Origin of the sequence: Microbacterium lemovicicum (genome assembly GCF_003991875.1) — a bacterium.
Classification (GTDB): Bacteria; Actinomycetota; Actinomycetes; order Actinomycetales; family Microbacteriaceae; genus Microbacterium; species Microbacterium lemovicicum.
Genome location: NZ_CP031423.1, coordinates 1,455,271 through 1,474,146 on the forward strand (window position 1 = coordinate 1,455,271; position 18,876 = coordinate 1,474,146).

Consider the following 18,876-nt stretch of genomic DNA (forward strand, 5'->3'; position numbering starts at 1 on the left):
AGCGCGCCGCGCGAGGCGCAGGCACGCAATTTCCCTATTCTAGCGCGTCCTCGTTGTGAGCTTCGCCTGGCGCGGGATGCGGTCATCGCCCCCGGTTCCCGCATCACGCGTCACCTGACACGTGCCGGGCACGCGTCAGCCCGCGAGCGACACGACCTCGGACGCGGCGCGGGCCACGTCGTCGTTCACCACGCGGTAGTCGAACTCCCCCTGGGCGGCGAGCTCCACCTTCGCGGTGCGCAGGCGCCGGGCGCGCTCCTCGGCATCCTCGGTCCCCCGTCCGACGAGGCGGTGGACGAGCTCGTCCCAGCTCGGCGGGAGGAGGAACACGAGGGTCGCGCTCGGCTCGGCCGCCAGCACCTGGCGGGCGCCCTGCAGGTCGATCTCCAGCAGCACCGTGCGTCCCTCGGCGAGCGCGGCGTCGATCGGACCCCGCGGTGTGCCGTAGCGGAACCGGTTGTGCACCGTGGCGTGCTCGAGCAGCTCGCCGTCGGCCACCATGCGGTCGAACTCGGCGTCGTCGACGAAGTAGTAGTGCTCGCCGTCGACCTCGCCGGGGCGTGCCGCGCGCGTCGTCGCCGACACCGACAGCAGGATCTCGGGGTGGTGCTCGCGGATGTGCGCGGCCACCGTCCCCTTGCCGACGGCCGTGGGACCGGCCAGCACCACGAGGTTGCTGCGGCCCTCGCGGGGGGCGGGCTGCGGCATCCTCTCGTCGAGGAAGTGCCGCAGGGCGTCGCGCTGACGGATGCCGAGGCCGCCGAGGCGCTTGACCGGCGAGATGCCCAGCTGGGCGAGGATGCGGTCGCGCTTGCCCTCGCCGATCGCGGGGATCGCGGTGAGGAACTCCGTGACGCGCATCGCTCCGGCGGGCGACTCCGGATGCTCGAGCGCCCGGTGCAGCAGCTCCTGCGGGGCGATGACGCGCATCGTGACGTCGCGCTTGAGTGCGGCGCGCTCCCGGCGGGCCGCGACGGCACGACGGGATGCCGCGGCACGGTCGACCTCGGGAGGCCGGGTGCTTGTGGCCGGTCGGGGCGTCTCGTCGTCAACCACGCAGGGCCTCCCGGTACAGCTCGGCGCGCTCCTGGATGCGTGCGGCGATCCGGTCGGGACCGACGGCGAGGATGCTGCGGCTCTCGTTGGCGACGACGCCCGAGGCGACGTACCCGAACAGGCGCTTCAGATCGCGCGGCTCGGCGCCCTGCGCCCCGAACCCCGGGGCGAGCACGGGCGTCCCGGCCAGCACGACGTCGCTCAGACCGTAGGAGCGGCGATCGACCGTGGCGCCGACGACCAGGCCGATCGAGCCCAGTGCCCCCGGCAGTCCGACGTTGTGCGAGCCGACGTCGCGCGCGACGCGCTCGGCGACCGACTCGCCGTCGCCCTCCGCCTCGGAGACGGTGGCGGACTGCAGGACTGATGCCTCGGGGTTGCTCGTCGCGGTGAGCACGAACGCGCCCTTCCGGTACCGGAGCGCCGCGGTCAGCGCTCCGTGCAGGGAGTCGGGGCCGAGGTAGGGCGAGAGCGTGACGGCGTCGGCCTCGAGCGGTGCGCCGGGCATGAGCCAGGCGGCCGTGTAGCCCTCCATCGTCGTGCCGATGTCGCCCCGCTTCGCGTCGGCGATCACGAGGAGTCCGGCCTCGCGGGCGGCCGTCTGGACGTCTTCGAGCGCCGCGAATCCGGCAGAGCCCCAGCGCTCGAAGAACGCAACCTGCGGCTTGACGATCCCGACCCGGCCGGCGGCGGCCTCGACCACGCGCAGCCCGAACTCCCGCACGCCGGCGGCCGAGGCATCCAGTCTCCAGGAGTCCAGCAGGCCCTGATGCGGGTCGATCCCGACGCAGAGCGGGCCGTGCTCGTCGAGCGCGGCGCTCAGGCGCTGTCCGAATGTCGTCATCCGCGCTCCGCCCGGTCCTGCGCGTACTCCTGGAGGCTGCGGACCGTGAAACCGTCGTGCATCGCGTCCATCGCGCTCACGGCCGCGCCGAGCACCGCCATCGTGGTGAACAGCGCCTTGTCGCCCGCCACGGCCGCCGCGCGGATCTCATAGCCGTCCGCGCGCGCCGAGCCGCCCGACGGGGTGTTCACGACGATGTCGATCTCACCCGCGTTGATCAGGTCGACGATGTTGCGCTCCCCGCTGTCCTGCGTCTCGCTGTACTTGCTGACCACCGTCACGTCGATGCCGTTGCGGCTGAGGATCTCCGCCGTGCCCTCGGTCGCGACCAGGGTGAACCCGAGCTGCTGCAGGCGGTGGGCGGGCAGGATGACGGCGCGCTTGTCGCTGTCGGCGACCGAGATGAACACGGTGCCCGACAGCGGCATGCCGCCGTACGCGGCCGACTGGCTCTTGGCGAACGCCGTCGGGAAGTCGCGGTCGATGCCCATGACCTCGCCGGTGGAGCGCATCTCCGGGCCGAGGACGGAGTCGACCGTGACGCCCTCGCGGGTGCGGAAGCGCTTGAAGGGCAGCACGGCCTCCTTGACGGCGACGGGTGCGCCCAGCGGCACGCGCGAGCCGTCGCGCTCGGGCAGCAGACCCTCGGCGATGAGCTCGGCGATGCGCGTGCCGGTCATGATGCGACTGGCGGCCTTGGCGAGCGGGATGCCCAGCGCCTTCGAGACGAAGGGCACGGTGCGGCTCGCGCGGGGGTTCGCCTCGATGACGTAGAGCACGCCGGCGCTGATGGCGAACTGCACGTTGAGGAGTCCGCGCACGCCCACGCCCGCGGCGATGAGCTCGGTGGCCGCGCGCACGCGGTCGATGTCGCTGCGTCCGAGGCTCACGGGCGGCAGGGTGCAGCTGGAGTCGCCGGAGTGGATGCCGGCCTCCTCGAGGTGCTCCATGACGCCGCCGATGTACAGCTGATCGCCGTCGTACAGCGCGTCGACGTCGATCTCGATCGCGTCGTCGAGGAAGCGGTCGACCAGGAGCGGCAGGCCGGGGCCGATGATCGCCTGGTCGGCGATGCGCACGAAATAGTCGCGCAGCGCCTCGGTCGAGTAGACGATCTCCATGCCGCGGCCGCCGAGCACGAAGCTCGGGCGCACGAGCACCGGGTACCCGATCTCGTCGGCCACCGCGACGGCGCCGTCCACATCGATCGCCGTGCCGTTGCGCGGGGCGACGAGTCCGGCGGTGTCGAGCAGGCGCGAGAACAGCTCGCGCTCCTCGGCGAGGTCGATGGCGGCGGGGCTGGTGCCGAGGATGCGGTAGCCCGCCTCCTCGATGCCCTTGGCGAGTCCGAGCGGCGTCTGGCCGCCGAGCTGGCAGATCACGCCGAGGATCTCCCCCGACTGCGACTCGGCGTGGAGCACCTCCAGCACGTCCTCCATGGTGAGCGGCTCGAAGTACAGCCGGTCGCTGGTGTCGTAGTCGGTCGAGACGGTCTCGGGGTTGCAGTTGACCATGACGGTCTCGTAGCCGGCATCCGACAGCGCGAACGAGGCGTGCACGCAGGAGTAGTCGAACTCGACGCCCTGGCCGATGCGGTTGGGGCCGGAGCCGATGATGACGACCTTCGAGCGGTCGGAGGGCGTCACCTCGGTCTCGAAGTCGTAGCTCGAGTAGTGGTACGGCGTGAGCGCGGGGAACTCCCCCGCGCACGTGTCGACCGTCTTGTAGACGGGGCGGAGCCGCATAGCCGCACGGATGCCGCGGACCTCGGTCTCGGGGATGCCCCGCAGCTGCCCGATCTGCACGTCGCTGAAGCCGTGCTCCTTGGCCAGCAAGAGCGTGTCGGCATCGAGCTCGTCGGCGGCGCGGACGGCGTCGGCGACCTCGTTGATGAGGACGATCTGGTCGATGAACCAGGGATCGATCTTCGTGGCCTCGAACGCCTGCTCCGGGGTGGCGCCGAAACGGAGGGCCTGCTGAAGCACCACGATGCGGCCGTCGGTCGGCACCGCGGCGACGCGCAGCAGCTCGTCGGCCGAGCGGTCCTCGTCGCCCCAGTGGAAGCTCGAGCCGCGCTTCTCGAGCGAGCGCAATGCCTTCTGCAGGGCGGTGGAGTAGTTGCGGCCGATGGCCATCGCCTCGCCGACCGACTTCATGGTGGTCGTGAGGGTCGTGTCGGCGGCCGGGAACTTCTCGAAGTTGAAGCGCGGCACCTTGACCACGACGTAGTCGAGCGTCGGCTCGAAACTCGCCGGGGTCACGCCCGTGATGTCGTTCGGGATCTCGTCGAGGCGGTAGCCGATGGCGAGCTTGGCGGCGATCTTCGCGATCGGGAAGCCGGTGGCCTTGGAGGCCAGCGCGGAGGACCGCGAGACGCGCGGGTTCATCTCGATGACGATGATGCGGCCGGTGGCGGGGTCGACGGCGAACTGGATGTTGCAGCCGCCGGTGTCCACGCCCACGGCGCGGATGATGTCGATGCCGATGTCGCGCAGCTTCTGGTACTCGCGGTCGGTCAGCGTGAGCGCCGGGGCGACGGTGATCGAGTCGCCGGTGTGCACGCCGACGGGGTCGACGTTCTCGATGGAGCAGACCACGACGGTGTTGTCGGCCGTGTCGCGCATGAGCTCGAGCTCGTACTCCTTCCACCCGAGGATGGACTCCTCGAGCAGCACCTCGTGCGTCGGCGAGTCGTGCAGGCCGGCGCCGCCGATGCGGCGGAGGTCGTCCTCGTCGTAGGCGAAGCCCGATCCGAGGCCGCCCATCGTGAACGAGGGGCGGACGACGAGGGGGTAGCCCAGCTTCTCGGCGCCCTCGATCAGCTCGGTCATGGAGTGGCAGATGACGGATGCCGCGACATCCGCCCCCGCGTCCAGCACGAGCTGCTTGAAGATCTGCCGGTCCTCGCCGCGGTTGATCGCCTCGAAATCGGCGCCGATGAGCTCGACGTCGTACTTCTCGAGGATCCCGTTCTTGTGGAGGTCGATCGCCGCGTTGAGCGCGGTCTGACCGCCCAGCGTCGGCAGGATCGCGTCGGGCTTCTCCTTGGCGATGATCGTCTCGATCACCTGCCAGTTGATGGGCTCGATGTAGGTCGCGTCGGCGAAGTCGGGGTCGGTCATGATCGTCGCCGGGTTCGAGTTGACGAGGATGACGCGCACGCCCTCCTCGCGCAGCACGCGGCACGCCTGGGTGCCGGAGTAGTCGAACTCGCAGGCCTGTCCGATGACGATCGGGCCGGAGCCGATGACCAGGACGGAGTGGATGTCGTCGCGCTTCGGCATTACTTCTTCTCCTCCAGGGTGGTCACGACGAGGTCGCGGAAGCGGTCGAAGAGGTAGTTGGCGTCATGGGGACCGGCCGCCGCCTCGGGGTGGTACTGCACCGAGAACGCCGGGATGTCCAGGGCGCGGAGACCCTCGACGACCTGGTCGTTGAGGCCGACGTGGCTGACCTCGACGGCGCCGTAGCCGTGGGGGCTCTGGAAGCTGCCCTCCAGGGGCGCCTCGACGGCGAAGCCGTGGTTATGGGCGGTGATCTCCACGCGACCGGTGGTCTTGTCCAGCACCGGCTGGTTGATGCCGCGGTGGCCGAAGGGCAGCTTGTAGGTGCCGAGGCCGAGGGCGCGTCCGAGCAGCTGGTTGCCGAAGCAGATCCCGAAGAAGGGCAGGCGGTCATCGAGCACGGCGCGCAGCAGCTCCACGTGATCGCCGGATGCCGCGGGGTCGCCCGGTCCGTTGGAGTAGAACACCGCGACGGGGTCGATCGCGCGGATGTCGTCGATCGTGACGTCCTGCGGGAGCACGTGCACGTCGAAGCCGCGGGCGGCGAGGTTGTCGATCGTCGCCTGCTTGACGCCCAGGTCGAGCACGGCGAGGTTGCCGATCCGCTCCGCCGTCGCCGGCGTCACCTGCACGGAGTCCACCGACACTTCGGCCGACAGGTTCTGCCCGGCCATCTGCGGCGCGTCGCGCACGATGCGCAGCTGCTCGTCGACGGGGAGGGCCGCGGCATCCCCCGAGAAGATCCCGCCCCGCATGCTGCCGGCGGAGCGGATGTGGCGCGTGATCGAGCGGGTGTCGATGCCGCTGATCCCGACGATGCCGTCGGTGACGAGGGCGTCGTCGAGCGACTGCTCCGCGCGCCAGTTCGACACGACGCGCGCGGGGTCGCGCACGATGTAGCCGGCCACCCAGATGCGGCGCGACTCGACGTCCTCGCCGTTCATGCCGGTGTTGCCGATGTGCGGGGCGGTCTGCAGCACGATCTGCCCGGCGTAGGACGGGTCGGTCAGGGTCTCCTGGTAGCCGGTCATGCCGGTGGAGAAGACCACCTCCCCGAGGGTCGTGCCGCGGGCGCCGTAGGCGCGTCCGAGGTGGCGGGTGCCGTCTTCGAGGACGAGGACGGCAGGGTCTTTCGTGATCAGGGCGGTCATGCGTCGCTTCCTGTGGGAGTCGAGGGAACCAGGGGGCGCACCGCGTCGACGATCGCGCGGGCGGAGTCGTTCTGGGGGCGGAAGTAGGTGTCGACGATGCGGTCGTCGTCGATGAGCCAGGACAGGCGGGCCAGGCCGTCGCGCTCGACCACGCGGTCGATCGCCACCGTGCTCTGGCCGACGCCGGTGAGGCGGTGGGCGGGGAGGAAGATCCGCGGCGAACCGGTGAGGTCGAGGGCGACGCCGGCGTCGGTCACGGTCAGATCGGCCTTCGAGCGGAAGCCGAGGCGGCGGATTGCGAGACGCTCGAGCGGGTCGTCGTGGACGGTCGTGGCCACGTACAGCCCGGCGAACTGCGCGAGCACCTGCGCGCCCGCGGGCGCCTCGCCGACGGGAGCGGTCAGGCCCGCGTCGCGTCGGGTGCGGCGCCGCCACGCCCAGGCGAGGACGCCCAGGATGGCGAGCGCGAACAGGATGGTGACGATCAAGGCGCCTTCGCGGCTCATGCGGACACCTCCGCGGCATCCTTCAGCACGCCGTCGGCGACCGTCGCGCGACCGCGGTGGATCGTCCAGCGCACCTCGCCGGGCAGCTCGCGACCCAGGTACGGCGAGTTCCGGCTTCTGCCGTGCAGGTCGTCGGCCGAGAAGGTGCGCACCGGGGCCGGGTCGTACAGCGTGACCGAAGCGGGCTGACCGGCCTCGAGCGGCGTGCCGTGGCCCTGGAGCCGTCCGATGCGGGCGGGCGTCCGCGACAGGACGCGCGCGACATCCGCCCACTGCAGCAGTCCGGTATCGACCATCGCGAGCTGCACGACGCGCAGGGCGCTCTCGAGCCCGACCATGCCGTTGGCGGCCGCCAGCCACTCGCACGCCTTCGCCTCGGCGGGGTGCGGGGCGTGGTCGGTGGCGACGATGTCGATCGTCCCGTCGGCGAGGCCCTCGCGCACCGCGAGCACGTCCTCCTCGCGCCGCAGCGGCGGGTTGACCTTGTAGCGCGCGTCGTAGCCGCGCGCCAGCTCGTCGGTGAGCAGCAGGTGGTGGGGCGTCACCTCGGCGGTGACGTTCACGCCGCGCTTCTTGGCCCAGCGGACGATGTCGACCGAGCCGGCGGTGGACAGGTGGCACACGTGCAGGCGCGAGCCGACGTGCTGCGCGAGGAGCACGTCGCGGGCGATGATCGACTCCTCGGCGACGGCGGGCCAGCCGGCGAGGCCGAGCTCGGCCGAGACGGCGCCCTCGTTGAGCTGAGCCCCCTCGGTGAGTCGCGGGTCCTGCGCGTGCTGGGCGACGACGCCGTCGAACGCCTTCACGTACTCCAGGGCGCGGCGCATGATCAGCGGGTCGAACACGCAGAACCCGTCGTCGCTGAACACCCGCACGCGGGCCCGCGACGACGCCATGGCGCCGAGCTCGGCGAGGCGCTCGCCCTTCTGGCCGACGGTGACGGCGCCGATGGGCTGCACGGTGACGTACCCGGCGGCCTCGCCGAGGGCGAGCTCCTGCTCGACCACGCCGGCGGTGTCGGCCACGGGCGAGGTGTTCGGCATCGCGAAGACGGCGGTGAAGCCGCCCGCCGCGGCGGCGCGGGATCCCGTGAGGATCGTCTCGGACGCCTCGTAGCCGGGTTCGCGGAGGTGCGTGTGCAGATCGACCAGACCGGGGAGCGCGACGAGGCCGTCGGCGTCGACGACCGTGGCGCCCGCGCGGCTGAGGCCGGAGCCCACCTCGGCGATCCGGCCGCCGTCGATGACGATGTCGGCCGCGTCGCCGCCCTCGAGGCGCGCGCCGCGGAGGAGGAGGACCGGGGACTCGGAAGCGGGGCTCATCGTGCGTCGTCCTTCGTCTCGCGGTGGTCGTCGCCGGTCCGCTCCCCCGCCAGAAGCAGGTAGAGCACGGCCATGCGCACCGAGACGCCGTTGGCGACCTGCTCGAGCACGGTCGATCGCGGGGAATCGGCGGCGTCGGCGGAGATCTCCAGCCCTCGGTTCATGGGTCCGGGGTGCATCACCATGCTACCGGGCGCGAGGGCCGCCAACCGTTCGGCGTCGAGACCCCAGCGCCGGGAATACTCCCGTTCAGTGGGGAAATACGCCGCGCTCATGCGCTCCAGCTGGATGCGGAGCACCATGAGCGCGTCCGGCTCGTGCGCGATGGCCTCGTCGAGGTCGTAGCGGATCGTCACCGGCCAGCCCGAGACGTCCTGCGGAACCAGCGTCGGCGGTGAGACGAGGGTGACGGATGCGCCCAGCGTCGTCAGCAGCCAGACGTTCGAGCGCGCGACGCGGGAGTGCAGCACATCGCCGACGATGGTGACGCGCAATCCGTCGAGGCCGCGGCCGCGGCTGTCGCCGCCGAACCGGCGCTTGCGGATCGTGAACGCGTCCAGCAGCGCCTGCGTCGGATGCTCGTGCGTGCCGTCGCCCGCGTTGACCACGCCCGCCGTGATCCACCCGCTGCTCGCCAGCGTCCGCGGGGCGCCCGAGGCCCCGTGGCGGATCACGACAGCATCCGCGCCCATGGCCTGAAGGGTCTGCGCGGTGTCCTGCAGCGATTCTCCCTTCGAGACGCTCGACCCCTTCGCCGAGAAGTTGATGACGTCGGCGCTCAGCCTTTTGGCCGCGGCCTCGAACGAGATGCGGGTGCGCGTGGAGTCCTCGAAGAAGAGGTTCACGACGGTCTTGCCGCGAAGGGTCGGGAGCTTCTTGATCTCGCGCTGCTGCGTGTCGGCCATGTCCTCGGCGACGTCGAGGATGCGGATCGCGTCGGCACGCGTGAGGGACGCGGTGTCCAGGAGGTTCCTCATGACTCGATCGTCACCTCCTCGGCGCCGTCGACTTCGGCGACGCGGACGTTGACCCGCTCGTCGCGGGAGCTCGGGAGGTTCTTGCCCACGAAGTCGGGACGGATCGGCAGCTCGCGGTGTCCGCGGTCGACGAGGATCGCGAGGCGCACCGCCGCCGGGCGGCCGATGTCCTGCAGGGCATCGAGGGCGGAGCGGATGCTGCGGCCCGAGAACAGCACATCGTCCACCAGCACGACGGTTCGCCCGTCGATGCCGCCCGGCGGGATCTGGGTCGGCCGCGGTGTGCGGGTGGGCTGTCGATGCAGGTCGTCGCGGTACATCGTCACGTCCAGCGCCCCGGTGGGCACGGGCGTGCCGGAGAACTGCGACAGCAGAGCCCCGATCCGTTCGGCCAGCGTGACGCCGCGCGTGGGGATGCCCAGGATGACGAGGCCGTCGGGGCCGCGGTTGGACTCGAGGATCTCGTGCGAGATCCGAGTCAGGGCCCGGGTGATGTCGGCGCCGGTCATGACGACGCGGGCGGCCCCGACATCGGGGACCGCAGAGGGCGTGCTCATCCGCCGCTCCCTTCTCCGCCTCACGGGACGGTGTTAAAGGTTGCTGTGGTGCTCGGTCCAGCCTACCGGAGCCGGAGGCCGCGGCATCCGCGTCGCCTCGGACGGATGCTGCGGCGACGCTGATGCGCGGATCAGGCGGCGGGTGCCTCGAGCGGCTCGTCGGCGCGCGCCGATTCGACGCGGCTGGAGCGCATCGGGTGACCGGTGGTGGTCAGGCAGCGGCCGGTCGCGAGGTCCCACTTCCAGTCGTGGAGGCTGCACGTGAGCACGCCGTCCTCGATCTTCCCGGTCTTGGTGAGGTCGGCGCGCAGGTGCGGGCAGCGGCGCTGGATGACCCAGTCCTCCAGCTGCACGTCCTCGGTCTGGTCGGACTGCTCGGCGTACCAGTTCTCGACGTACTCGATGCGGTCGCGCGAGAGGCACTTGAGGAAGGTCGTGAGGAACTCGTTGAACTTGCCGCTGCGACCGACCTCGAACTGCATCGACAGGAAGATCGAGTTCGACCAGTCGATCTCGTGGTCGCGGATGTTCGTCGAGACCAGATCGGCGGGGATGGTGTACCAGTAGATGCACTCCTCCCCCTCGAACGCCCGCACCTTGGCCTTCGGGAAGTCCACGACCATGTCGAGCTCGCCGATACGGAAGCGCACCGCGCCGCCGACGCCGTTGCGGATGGTGCGCGCGCGGCGCAGCAGCGGCTCCCACCACTCCTTGATCGCCGCGAGCATCTCCTCTGGCGCCAGCACGTCGGCGCGCGAGGCCTCCTCGGCGGCGATGGCGTCCTGACGGCTGTCGCGCTGCTCGGCCAGGTAGGTCCACTTGTCGCCGAAGACGTGCTCGATCTCGGCGTCGGTGTAGAGCGTCTGGGTGACCGTGACGTCCTGGTGGTCGACGTCGACCTGGGTCCCGGGGAGGAACAGGTAGCCCTTCTGATCGGGGCGCTGCTCGGCCATGTGCGCGAGGAACTCGCGCTGGTCGGTGAAGATCGAGTCGTTCTCGAGGCCCGTGCCGTTGTAGCGGAAGAGCTCCTCGCGCAGGAACATCGGCGGCCCCGCCATCGGGAACACGTGCTCCGCGTCGACCTTCTCGATGTAGTACATCGCACGCTTGTTCTGGGCCTCGCGCTTGAGGCGGGCGAAGTTCTGCTTCGAGTCCTGCGGCAGGTCGTAGACCATCGGCCACCAGATCGCGCCCGACACCTGCGTGAAGTACGCATCGGGCTTCGAGAACGCCATCAGCGCCTCGAGGTCGAGCGGGTGCGAGTCGTTCTGGTTCAGCACGCTGGCCGTGCCGTCGTCCACGCTCAGCGAGGAGTCGCCGATGGGTCCGTCGCTGGGCGCGCGCAGGGGCGTCACCATAAGTGTCAGATCGCCGAACTCCAGGGGCACGCCGGCCTGCGTGGCGATGATGTTCTCATAGCCGAGCGCCCGCAGGTCGGACTCGAGGTCGTCGGTCGGGTACTCCGGCAGCAGCACCCGAATGTCCTTGCGGACGTACCGCTCCAGCAGTGCCGGATCGAAGTGGTCGCGGTGCCGGTGGGAGATGTAGAGGAAGTCGGCGGCGCCGAAGCGCTCCCAGTCGAGCGCGCGGTTGTCGGGGAACGGGAACCACGATCCGAAGAAGCTCGGACCGATGACGGGGTCGCAGAGGATGCTGCCGCCGGTCGTCTCGATGAACATCCCGGCATGGCCGAGCCCTGTGATCCGCATGCGTTCTCCTTCCCGATCGAGTCTACGCGCCGCGTCTGCGGCGGCCCTGAGCCGCACCCGTGCGGGCGGGGGTCGCTGGGCTCAGGGACCGCCCATCCAGTGGTCGATGCGGTGGGTGTCGGGCGCGAACCCGTGCTGCGTGCCGTAGAGCACGGCCTGCGTCCGGCTGCCGGCGCCGATCTTGCGGTAGACGGAGCGGATGTAGGACTTGACGGTGTTGGGGCTCAGGTAGGTGAGCGTGGCGACCTCGGCGTTGCTCTTCCCCTGGGTGATGAGGGCGAGGATCTCCGACTCGCGGTCGGTGATGCCCTCGCGCTTCCCGGGCCAGTCCAGCCCCGGAGCGCTCGGCGCCCGCCGCTCCTGGGGGGTGAAGACGACATCCCCCGCATGCACCGCCTCGATCGCCTCGACGAGCTCGCGGGCGCTGAGGGTCTTGGAGAGGTAGCCGTGCACGCCGAGATCCCGGGCCGTCTCCACGAGCTGCGGCGCGAAGTTCCAGGTGTAGACGACCACGCGTCGCGCGCGCGGGTTCTTCACCAGCGCGGCGATCTCGACGTGGTCGGACTCGGGCTGCGCGAACGAGTCGTAGAGCACGACGTCGACCTCGTCGCTCATCTCCGCATTGGCGTCGATCTCCGCCACGATGACGCGGTCCCGGTACTCGTCGAACATGTGGGCGAGGCCCTTGAGCACCACGTCGTAATCGTCGACCAGACATACGGTGATGGGGCGCTCGTTTGCGGGCATGATTCAGCTTTACACCCCCAGGGGTGTGACGCCACACCCGCAGGGGTGGTTGTCTGGGGTCACTGCCCGTCGCAGCGCCCATCATCGGGCACCCCCATCCGGCGGGCGCACACCATAGGAGGACACCATGCTCGGTCTCATCATCAGTCTCATCGTCGTCGGTCTGATCGCCGGCTTCATCGCTCGTGCTGTCATCCCCGGCAAGCAGAGCATGAGCATCCTCATGACGATCGTCCTGGGGATCGTCGGCTCGTTCGTCGGCGGATTCCTCGGCTTCCTGATCTTCCAGCGCGACGCCGCCGAGGGCTTCTTCCAGCCCGCCGGCATCGTCGGCTCCATCATCGGCGCGATCGTCGTCCTCGGCATCTACGTGGCCGTGAACCGTCGTCGCGGAGTCGGACGCTCCTGATCACCTGCTGACGGGCGGGGTCATGCCCCGCCCGCGACAGCGGGACGGAAAGACGAAGGGCCGGCGGGGCATCCACCCCTCCGGCCCTTCGTCGTGCCGCTTCTAGGAGCGGGCCACGCGTGCGAGCACGCCGTGCACGAACGATCCGGAGTCGTCGGTGCTGAACTCCTTGGCGAGCTCGACGGCCTCGTCGATCGCGACGCCGGCGGGCACCTCGTCGTTGTAGAGCAGCTCCCACACGCCGATGCGCAGCAGGGCGCGGTCGACGGCGGGCATGCGCGCGAGCGACCAGTCCTTCGCGAACGTGGTGATCTGCTCGTCGATGGCGTCGCGGTTGTCGATGACGCCGTCGACGATCTCACGCGCGTACAGCCAGGAGGCCTCGCGGGCGGGCTCGCTGGCGGCGCGCTTGGCCTCGGCGGCCAGGATCGTCCGGGGCTCGTCGCCGCGGACGTCGGCCTGGAACAGGATGTCGAGCGCGCGTTTGCGCGCCTTCGTGCGGGCGCTCATCGGGGGCGCGTCAGTTGACGCGGCCGAGGTAGTCGCCCGTGCGGGTGTCGACCTTCACGCGGGTGCCCGTCTCGAGGAACAGCGGCACCTGGATCTCGTAGCCGGTCTCGACCGTCGCGGGCTTCGTGCCCGCCGACGAGCGGTCGCCCTGCAGTCCGGGCTCGGTGTAGGTGATCTCCAGGACGACGGATGCCGGGAGCTCGACGTACAGCGGGTTGTCGTTGTTCAGCGCGATCTGCACCTGCTGGTTCTCGAGCATGAAGTTCTTCGCGTCGCCGACGACGGCCGCGGGGACCTGGAGCTGGTCGTAGTCCGCGACGTCCATGAAGACGAACGAGTCGCCGTCGTTGTAGAGGTAGGTGAAGTCGCGGCGGTCGACGTTCTCGATGTCGATCTTCGCTCCGGCGTTGTACGTGCGGTCGACGACCTTGCCGGACACGACGTTCTTCAGCTTGGTGCGCACGAAGGCGCCGCCCTTGCCGGGCTTGACGTGCTGGAACTCGATGACGTTCCAGAGCTGACCGTCGATGCTGAGGACGACGCCGTTCTTGATGTCTGCGGTCGATGCCATGGGGGTGGGAAATCCGTTCGTGAGGGTTCGCCCGGTGAGGGCCGACCCTTCATCCTAAACGCGGCGGCGTGTTCAGCCGTCGGCGCGACCGGTGATGACCTGCAGCAGGCGCCTCGTGGCGGTCGCGTAGCCGGCGACGCCCTCGCCGATGACGTGCACCATGGCGACATCGGCGACGTAGGAGAAGTGCCGGAACTCCTCGCGCGCGCGCACGTCGGAGATGTGCACCTCGGCGACGGGCAGGGCGACGCCGCTGAGCGCGTCGCGCAGCACGACCGAGGTGTGGGTGAGCCCGCCGGGGTTGATCACGATGCCGGCGCAGTCGGTGCGGGCGCCGTGGATGGCGTCGATGAGCACGCCCTCGTGGTTGCTCTGCACGGCCCGCACGTCGAAGCCGGCCTCCGCCGCGGTGGCGCGGGTCAGCGACTCGACATCGGCGAGCGTCTGCGTGCCGTAGACCTCGGGCTCGCGGGTGCCGAGCAGGTTGAGGTTCGGCCCGTTGACGAGCAGGAGCCGACGCGGCGCGGTCACGCGCTCACCTGCGCCTCGTGCACGGTGTCGAGGATGCGGTCGGCCCGCGCGTAGATGTTCATCGTGTCGCCGCGGAGGAAGCCCACGAGGGTGATGCCCTGCTCCCCCGCCAGCTCGACGGCGAGCGACGACGGCGCCGACACGGCCGCCAGGAGCGGGATGCCGGCCATCGCCGCCTTCTGGACGAGTTCGAAGCTCGCGCGACCCGACACCTGAAGGGCGACGCCGCGCAGCGGCAGGCGGTCGTGCTGAGCCGCCCATCCGACGACCTTGTCGACGGCGTTGTGGCGCCCCACGTCCTCGCGCAGCACGAGCAGCTCGCCGGTGAGCATGTCGAAGAGCGCCGCGGCGTGGAGGCCGCCGGTCTTGTCGAAGACGGCCTGCTCGGCTCTGAGCCGGTCGGGGTAGGCGGCCAGCGCGGCGGCCTCGACCTGCACGTCGTCGGTGCTCGCGTCGTGCACCGACACGGTGCGCACCGCCTCGATCGAGGCCTTGCCGCACACGCCGCACGAGCTCGTCGTGTAGAAGTTGCGGGCGACCTCGGGGGCCGGCGGGGCGACGCCCGGGGCGAGCGTGACGTCGAGCACGTTGTAGGTGTTCTCCGCCCCGCCGGTGCCGGGACCGCCGCAGTGGATGGCGCCGAGAAGGTCGCCGCCCGCGGAGATGACGCCCTCCGACACGAGGAAGCCCGCCGCGAGCTCGACGTCGTGGCCGGGGGTGCGCATGGTGACGGCGAGGGGTGTGCCGGCGACACGGATCTCCAGGGGCTCCTCGACAGCGAGGGTGTCGGCGCGGCGGATGCTGCCCCCGCCCACGCGGAGCTTCACGATGGGTGCTCTCGCGGTGATGCGTCCCATCAGCGGATCCGGTCGGCGGTCGTCGGCATGCGACGAGCCTAGAGCCACCCCGCGCGCCTGTCGCCGCCCCCGCCGCGAGCAGCGCGGTTCACCTGTCGCGCGATGCGGCTGGGCGGCGTGCGTTCCCGTGTGGGGCGTCAGGTGGATCGGAGCCGGGTGCCGGTGGTTCGTTCACCTGACGCAAGGTGCGGCTGGGCGGCGTGCGTTCCCGCGTGCGGCGTCAGGTGGATCGGAGCCGGATGCCGGTGGTTCGTTCTCCTGACGCGAGGTGCGGGTGGGCGGCGCGCGTTCCTGTGTGGGGTGTCAGGTGGATCGGAGCCGGATGCCGGTGGTCGTTCACCCGTCGCGAGGTGCGGCTGGCGGCGGGCGTTCCCGCAGATCACGTCAGCTGAATGGCGCCGAGGCCGCACCCGCCCCTGCGAGGCGTGTCAGGCTGAGCGGATGACCCAGGGGCTCGGCGATCACACGGCGATCATCCTCGCCGGCGGCGCCGCGCGACGGCTCGGCGGGGTCGCGAAGCCGCTGCTCGAGGTGCGCGGACGCTCGCTGCTGCAGCGGGCCGTGGATGCCGCCCGCGGTGCCGGATGCGCCGACGTCGTGGTGGTCGGACCGCCCGCCTCCGGCGTCTCCGGTGTCCGCACCGTGCGGGAGGACCCCGCCTTCGGCGGGCCGGTCGCCGCCATCGCCGCGGCCCTGCCCGCGGTCGCGACGGACTGGGTGCTGGTGCTCGCCGCCGATCTCCCCCGCTCCGCCGACGCGGTCGCGCTGCTCGTCGGCGCCACGACCACCGCCGCCGACGGCACCGCCGCCGACGCGACCGCCACCGCCGGAACCACCGCCGACGGCACCGCCGCCGACGCGACCGCCACCGCCGGAACCACAGCCGACGCGACCGCCACCGCCGGAACCACCGCCGACGCGACCGCTGTCGACGGCGCATGCCTCGTCGACGCGGAGGGCCGCCGGCAGCCGCTGCTGGCCCGCTATCGCACGGCGGCTCTGCGCGCACGGCTGAGCGGCCTCGGAGACCCGACGGGCGCGTCGGTGAGGCAGCTCCTGCAGGGCCTCCGCATCACCGAGATCCGCGACGCCGCGGGCATGTCGCGCGATGTCGACACGTGGGAGGATGTCTGGATCGCGCGCCTGGCGCGCGATGACCGCGAAGGAGTCACCATGGCCGCCGCAGACGCTCCGCTTCCTCCCGAGGCTCTGGATGCCTGGACCGCCGCCCTCGCGGATCGCTTCGGTCTGGCGCCGGAGGACATCCCGATCGCGCTCGTGCTCGATCTCGCGCGGGACGTCGCGCACGGCGTCGCGCGCCCGGCCGCGCCCCTGAGTGCCTTCGTGGCCGGTTTCGTCGCGGGCCGCGCGGGCGGTACGCAGGCGGACGTCGAGGAGACCGTTGCCGCGGTCGTCGAACTGGCGCGCGGCTGGCGCGTCGACTGAACGAGCGTCGCCGGCCGGGCCGGCGGATCAGCGCCGCTTCTGCAGGCGGATGATCACCGACTTCGACGTGGGCGTGTTGCTCTCCGCCGCCGTCGAGTCCAGCGGCACCAGCACGTTCGTCTCCGGGTAGTACGCCGCCGCGTTGCCGCGGGGGGTGTCGTACGAGACGATGCGGAACTCCGTGGCCCAGCGCTCCTCGACACGGCCGTCCGGCGTCCGCCACTCCGAGACGAGGTCGACGACCTCCTCGTCGGCGAAGCCGAGCGCCTCGAGGTCGCACGCGTTGACGAACACCACGCGGCGGCCGCCGAACACCCCGCGGTAGCGGTCGTCCTTGCCGTAGATCGTGGTGTTGTACTGATCGTGCGAGCGCAGCGTCTGCAGCAGCAGCCGCCCCTCCGGGATCACGGGGTACTCCAGCGCGTTCCGCGTGAAGTGCGCGAGGCCGTCCGGGGTCGCGAACGACAGGTCGTCGCGGGGACCGTTGGGCAGCACGAACGTGCGCCCCTTGGCCACGCGGGCCTCGAAGTCCTCGAAGCCCGGCACGACCCGGGAGATGTGCGAGCGGATGAGCGTGTAGTCGCTCTCCAGCGCCTTCCAGTCCGCCCGCGGCACGGCGATCGAGTCGGGGCGGTCGCCGAAGACAAGGCCGCACAGCCGGGCGATGATCGCCGGCTCCGACATCATGTCCTCGCTCGGCGGGGCGAGACGGCCCCGTGACGCGTGGACGGCGCTCATCGAGTCCTCGACCGTCACCCGCTGGTCGACGCCGCGCCGCACATCACGGTCGGTGCGCCCGAGCGTCGGCAGGATGACGGCGCGGCGTCCGGTGACCGTGTGCGATCGGTTCAGCTTGGTCGAGACCTGCACGGTGAGGTCGACGTTGCGCACCGCGGCCTCGACGACCTCGGTGTCGGGCGTCGCACTGACGAAATTGCCGCCCATGGCCATGAAGACCCGGGTGCGCCCGTCGCGCATCGCGCGGATCGCCTCGACGACGTCGTAGCCGTGCTCCCGCGGCGCGAGGAAGTCGAACTCGCGGTCGAGGCTCTCCAGGAACCCCTCCTGCGGCTTCTCGTAGATTCCCATCGTGCGGTCGCCCTGGACGTTGGAGTGACCGCGCACCGGGCAGACCCCGGCGCCGGTCTTGCCGAGGTTGCCCTGGAGGAGAAGCACGTTCACGACGTCGCGGAGGGTGGGGACGGAATGCGGATGCTGCGTCAGCCCCATGGCCCAGCACACGATCGTCGCCTCAGACGTGCGGACGCGCTCGCCGACGCGACGGAGGTCGGCCTCCGACTGCCCGGTCGCGGCCTCCAGCTCCGACCACTCCACGGCGTCGAGCTGCGCGAGGTAGTCGTCGAGCCCGCTGGTGTGCCGGGCGATGAAGTCGTGGTCGAACACCGCGCCGTCGGCGCGCTCGCGCTCGAGCAGATGCTTGCCGATGGCCTGGAACAGCGCCTGATCTCCGCCGAGGCGGATCTGCACGAAGTCGTCGGCGATGCGGGTGCCCCCGAGGATGACGCCGCGGGGGGTCTGCGGGTTCTCGAATCGGATGAGCCCGGCCTCCGGCAGCGGGTTCACCGCGACGATGGTGGCGCCGTTCGCCTTCGCCTTCTCCAGCGCGCTGAGCATGCGCGGATGGTTCGTGCCGGGATTCTGACCCGCCACGATGATCAGCTCCGCCTGGTGCACGTCTTCGATGGAGACGGTGCCCTTGCCGATGCCGAGCGTCTCGACGAGCGCCGTGCCGCTGGACTCGTGGCACATGTTCGAGCAGTCGGGCAGGTTGTTCGTGCCGAGCCCGCGCACGAGCAGCTGGTAGAGGAACGCCGCCTCGTTGGAGGTGCGGCCGGACGTGTAGAACGTGGCCTCATCGGGGTCGTCGAGCGCTTTCAGCGCGTCGGCCACCGTCGTGAGCGCCTCGTCCCAGCTCGCCTCGCGGTAGTGCGTGGCGCCCTCGTCGAGGATCATCGGGCGCGTGAGCCGGCCCTGCTGACCCAGCCACCAGTCGTCGTGGCCGCCGAGCTCGGCCACGGAGTGCTGGGCGAAGAACGCCGCATCCACGCGGCGCACGGTCGCCTCCTCGGCCACCGCCTTCGCGCCGTTCTCGCAGAACTCCGCGATGTGGCGCTTGTCCTCCTCCGGCCACGCACAGCCGGGACAGTCGAAGCCGTCCTTCTGGTTGATGCGCGAGAGCGTGCGCACCGTGCGGGCGGCGCCCATCTGCGCCTCGGAGATCTGCAGCGCGTGCAGCACCGCCGGCACCCCCACCGCGACCTTCTTGGGGTGCGAGACGCGGACGTCCCGCTCGTCGATGTCCGTGCTCGGAGGCTTCCTCACCATGGTCCGATGCTAGGCGACCTCCGCGACGCGGGGGCGGAGCGGCGAGCCCGTCA

The 18,876-nt window shown here is 71.0% G+C and carries 17 protein-coding genes; 2 read left to right on the forward strand and 15 right to left on the reverse strand.

Annotated features, from left to right (window positions below):
* Positions 1 to 135: 135 nt before the first annotated feature.
* From gmk to CVS47_RS06805, 10 genes are all read right to left on the reverse strand, one after another.
* Entirely contained in the window at positions 136 to 1,056 is a 921-nt protein-coding gene (gene gmk / locus CVS47_RS06760) for a guanylate kinase (protein WP_127095419.1), read from the reverse strand.
* The gene (gene pyrF / locus CVS47_RS06765; RefSeq protein WP_127095420.1) at positions 1,049 to 1,900 is read right to left on the reverse strand and encodes an orotidine-5'-phosphate decarboxylase; all 852 of its coding nucleotides are present in this window, start codon (positions 1,898 to 1,900) and stop codon (positions 1,049 to 1,051) included. Before pyrF ends, gmk begins: the two co-directional genes overlap by 8 nt.
* Complete coding sequence (gene carB, locus CVS47_RS06770; protein WP_127095421.1) at positions 1,897 to 5,184, reverse strand: carbamoyl-phosphate synthase large subunit; 3,288 nt, start codon at positions 5,182 to 5,184, stop codon at positions 1,897 to 1,899. The genes pyrF and carB overlap by 4 nt, the downstream gene beginning before the upstream one ends.
* Positions 5,184 to 6,335 (reverse strand): glutamine-hydrolyzing carbamoyl-phosphate synthase small subunit, encoded by a 1,152-nt coding sequence (gene carA, locus CVS47_RS06775; protein ID WP_127095422.1) that lies wholly within the window; start codon positions 6,333 to 6,335, stop codon positions 5,184 to 5,186. Before carA ends, carB begins: the two co-directional genes overlap by 1 nt.
* On the reverse strand, positions 6,332 to 6,841 hold the full coding sequence (locus CVS47_RS06780) for a PH-like domain-containing protein (RefSeq protein WP_127095423.1): 510 nt from the start codon (positions 6,839 to 6,841) through the stop codon (positions 6,332 to 6,334). The genes carA and CVS47_RS06780 overlap by 4 nt, the downstream gene beginning before the upstream one ends.
* The gene (locus tag CVS47_RS06785) at positions 6,838 to 8,163 is read right to left on the reverse strand and encodes a dihydroorotase (RefSeq protein WP_127095424.1); all 1,326 of its coding nucleotides are present in this window, start codon (positions 8,161 to 8,163) and stop codon (positions 6,838 to 6,840) included. The genes CVS47_RS06780 and CVS47_RS06785 overlap by 4 nt, the downstream gene beginning before the upstream one ends.
* Positions 8,160 to 9,140, reverse strand: coding sequence for an aspartate carbamoyltransferase catalytic subunit (locus tag CVS47_RS06790; protein ID WP_127095425.1), 981 nt, complete (start codon positions 9,138 to 9,140; stop codon positions 8,160 to 8,162). Before CVS47_RS06790 ends, CVS47_RS06785 begins: the two co-directional genes overlap by 4 nt.
* Positions 9,137 to 9,697: a bifunctional pyr operon transcriptional regulator/uracil phosphoribosyltransferase PyrR gene (gene pyrR, locus CVS47_RS06795; protein ID WP_127095426.1), complete on the reverse strand. Its 561-nt coding sequence runs from the start codon at positions 9,695 to 9,697 to the stop codon at positions 9,137 to 9,139. Before pyrR ends, CVS47_RS06790 begins: the two co-directional genes overlap by 4 nt.
* 131 nt (positions 9,698 to 9,828) lie before the next feature.
* Entirely contained in the window at positions 9,829 to 11,406 is a 1,578-nt protein-coding gene (locus CVS47_RS06800) for a Rieske 2Fe-2S domain-containing protein (RefSeq protein ID WP_127095427.1), read from the reverse strand.
* Positions 11,407 to 11,487: 81 nt separating this feature from the next.
* On the reverse strand, positions 11,488 to 12,153 hold the full coding sequence (locus CVS47_RS06805) for a response regulator transcription factor (RefSeq protein ID WP_127095428.1): 666 nt from the start codon (positions 12,151 to 12,153) through the stop codon (positions 11,488 to 11,490).
* 127 nt (positions 12,154 to 12,280) lie between these two features.
* On the opposite strand from CVS47_RS06805, the gene CVS47_RS06810 reads away from it, so the two are divergent.
* Entirely contained in the window at positions 12,281 to 12,562 is a 282-nt protein-coding gene (locus CVS47_RS06810) for a GlsB/YeaQ/YmgE family stress response membrane protein (protein ID WP_127095429.1), read from the forward strand.
* Between the two features lie 102 nt (positions 12,563 to 12,664).
* Here CVS47_RS06810 and nusB read toward each other — a convergent pair whose 3' ends face one another.
* From nusB to fdhD, 4 genes are all read right to left on the reverse strand, one after another.
* Positions 12,665 to 13,072, reverse strand: coding sequence for a transcription antitermination factor NusB (gene nusB / locus CVS47_RS06815; protein WP_127095430.1), 408 nt, complete (start codon positions 13,070 to 13,072; stop codon positions 12,665 to 12,667).
* Between the two features lie 10 nt (positions 13,073 to 13,082).
* The gene (gene efp, locus CVS47_RS06820; RefSeq protein WP_127095431.1) at positions 13,083 to 13,643 is read right to left on the reverse strand and encodes an elongation factor P; all 561 of its coding nucleotides are present in this window, start codon (positions 13,641 to 13,643) and stop codon (positions 13,083 to 13,085) included.
* A 72-nt stretch (positions 13,644 to 13,715) separates the two neighbouring features.
* Positions 13,716 to 14,174: a type II 3-dehydroquinate dehydratase gene (locus CVS47_RS06825; RefSeq protein ID WP_127095432.1), complete on the reverse strand. Its 459-nt coding sequence runs from the start codon at positions 14,172 to 14,174 to the stop codon at positions 13,716 to 13,718.
* Positions 14,171 to 15,031: a formate dehydrogenase accessory sulfurtransferase FdhD gene (fdhD, locus tag CVS47_RS06830; RefSeq protein ID WP_127095433.1), complete on the reverse strand. Its 861-nt coding sequence runs from the start codon at positions 15,029 to 15,031 to the stop codon at positions 14,171 to 14,173. The genes CVS47_RS06825 and fdhD overlap by 4 nt, the downstream gene beginning before the upstream one ends.
* Positions 15,032 to 15,472: 441 nt before the next feature.
* Here fdhD and CVS47_RS06835 point away from each other — a divergent pair, with 441 nt between their 5' ends.
* Positions 15,473 to 16,477 carry an NTP transferase domain-containing protein gene (locus CVS47_RS06835; RefSeq protein ID WP_164734612.1) on the forward strand — a complete coding sequence of 335 codons (1,005 nt, stop codon included), beginning with the start codon at positions 15,473 to 15,475 and terminating at the stop codon, positions 16,475 to 16,477.
* Between the two features lie 27 nt (positions 16,478 to 16,504).
* On the opposite strand, the gene CVS47_RS06840 is transcribed toward CVS47_RS06835, so the two are convergent.
* Complete coding sequence (locus CVS47_RS06840) at positions 16,505 to 18,823, reverse strand: FdhF/YdeP family oxidoreductase (protein ID WP_127095435.1); 2,319 nt, start codon at positions 18,821 to 18,823, stop codon at positions 16,505 to 16,507.
* Between the last annotated feature and the right edge of the window lie 53 nt (positions 18,824 to 18,876).

Excerpts from the sequence above, each read along its gene's own strand:
- fdhD (WP_127095433.1), bottom strand. The coding sequence starts at position 15,031 with ATGGGACGCATCACCGCGAGAGCACCCATCGTGAAGCTCCGCGTGGGC.
- CVS47_RS06840 (WP_127095435.1), bottom strand. The coding sequence starts at position 18,823 with ATGGTGAGGAAGCCTCCGAGCACGGACATCGACGAGCGGGACGTCCGC.
- pyrR (WP_127095426.1), bottom strand. The coding sequence starts at position 9,697 with ATGAGCACGCCCTCTGCGGTCCCCGATGTCGGGGCCGCCCGCGTCGTC.
- efp (WP_127095431.1), bottom strand. The coding sequence starts at position 13,643 with ATGGCATCGACCGCAGACATCAAGAACGGCGTCGTCCTCAGCATCGAC.
- carA (WP_127095422.1), bottom strand. The coding sequence starts at position 6,335 with ATGACCGCCCTGATCACGAAAGACCCTGCCGTCCTCGTCCTCGAAGAC.
- nusB (WP_127095430.1), bottom strand. The coding sequence starts at position 13,072 with ATGAGCGCCCGCACGAAGGCGCGCAAACGCGCGCTCGACATCCTGTTC.
- CVS47_RS06785 (WP_127095424.1), bottom strand. The coding sequence starts at position 8,163 with ATGAGCCCCGCTTCCGAGTCCCCGGTCCTCCTCCTCCGCGGCGCGCGC.
- CVS47_RS06790 (WP_127095425.1), bottom strand. The coding sequence starts at position 9,140 with ATGAGGAACCTCCTGGACACCGCGTCCCTCACGCGTGCCGACGCGATC.
- carB (WP_127095421.1), bottom strand. The coding sequence starts at position 5,184 with ATGCCGAAGCGCGACGACATCCACTCCGTCCTGGTCATCGGCTCCGGC.
- CVS47_RS06805 (WP_127095428.1), bottom strand. The coding sequence starts at position 12,153 with ATGCCCGCAAACGAGCGCCCCATCACCGTATGTCTGGTCGACGATTAC.
- pyrF (WP_127095420.1), bottom strand. The coding sequence starts at position 1,900 with ATGACGACATTCGGACAGCGCCTGAGCGCCGCGCTCGACGAGCACGGC.
- CVS47_RS06780 (WP_127095423.1), bottom strand. The coding sequence starts at position 6,841 with ATGAGCCGCGAAGGCGCCTTGATCGTCACCATCCTGTTCGCGCTCGCC.
- CVS47_RS06800 (WP_127095427.1), bottom strand. The coding sequence starts at position 11,406 with ATGCGGATCACAGGGCTCGGCCATGCCGGGATGTTCATCGAGACGACC.
- CVS47_RS06835 (WP_164734612.1), top strand. The coding sequence starts at position 15,473 with ATGACCCAGGGGCTCGGCGATCACACGGCGATCATCCTCGCCGGCGGC.
- CVS47_RS06810 (WP_127095429.1), top strand. The coding sequence starts at position 12,281 with ATGCTCGGTCTCATCATCAGTCTCATCGTCGTCGGTCTGATCGCCGGC.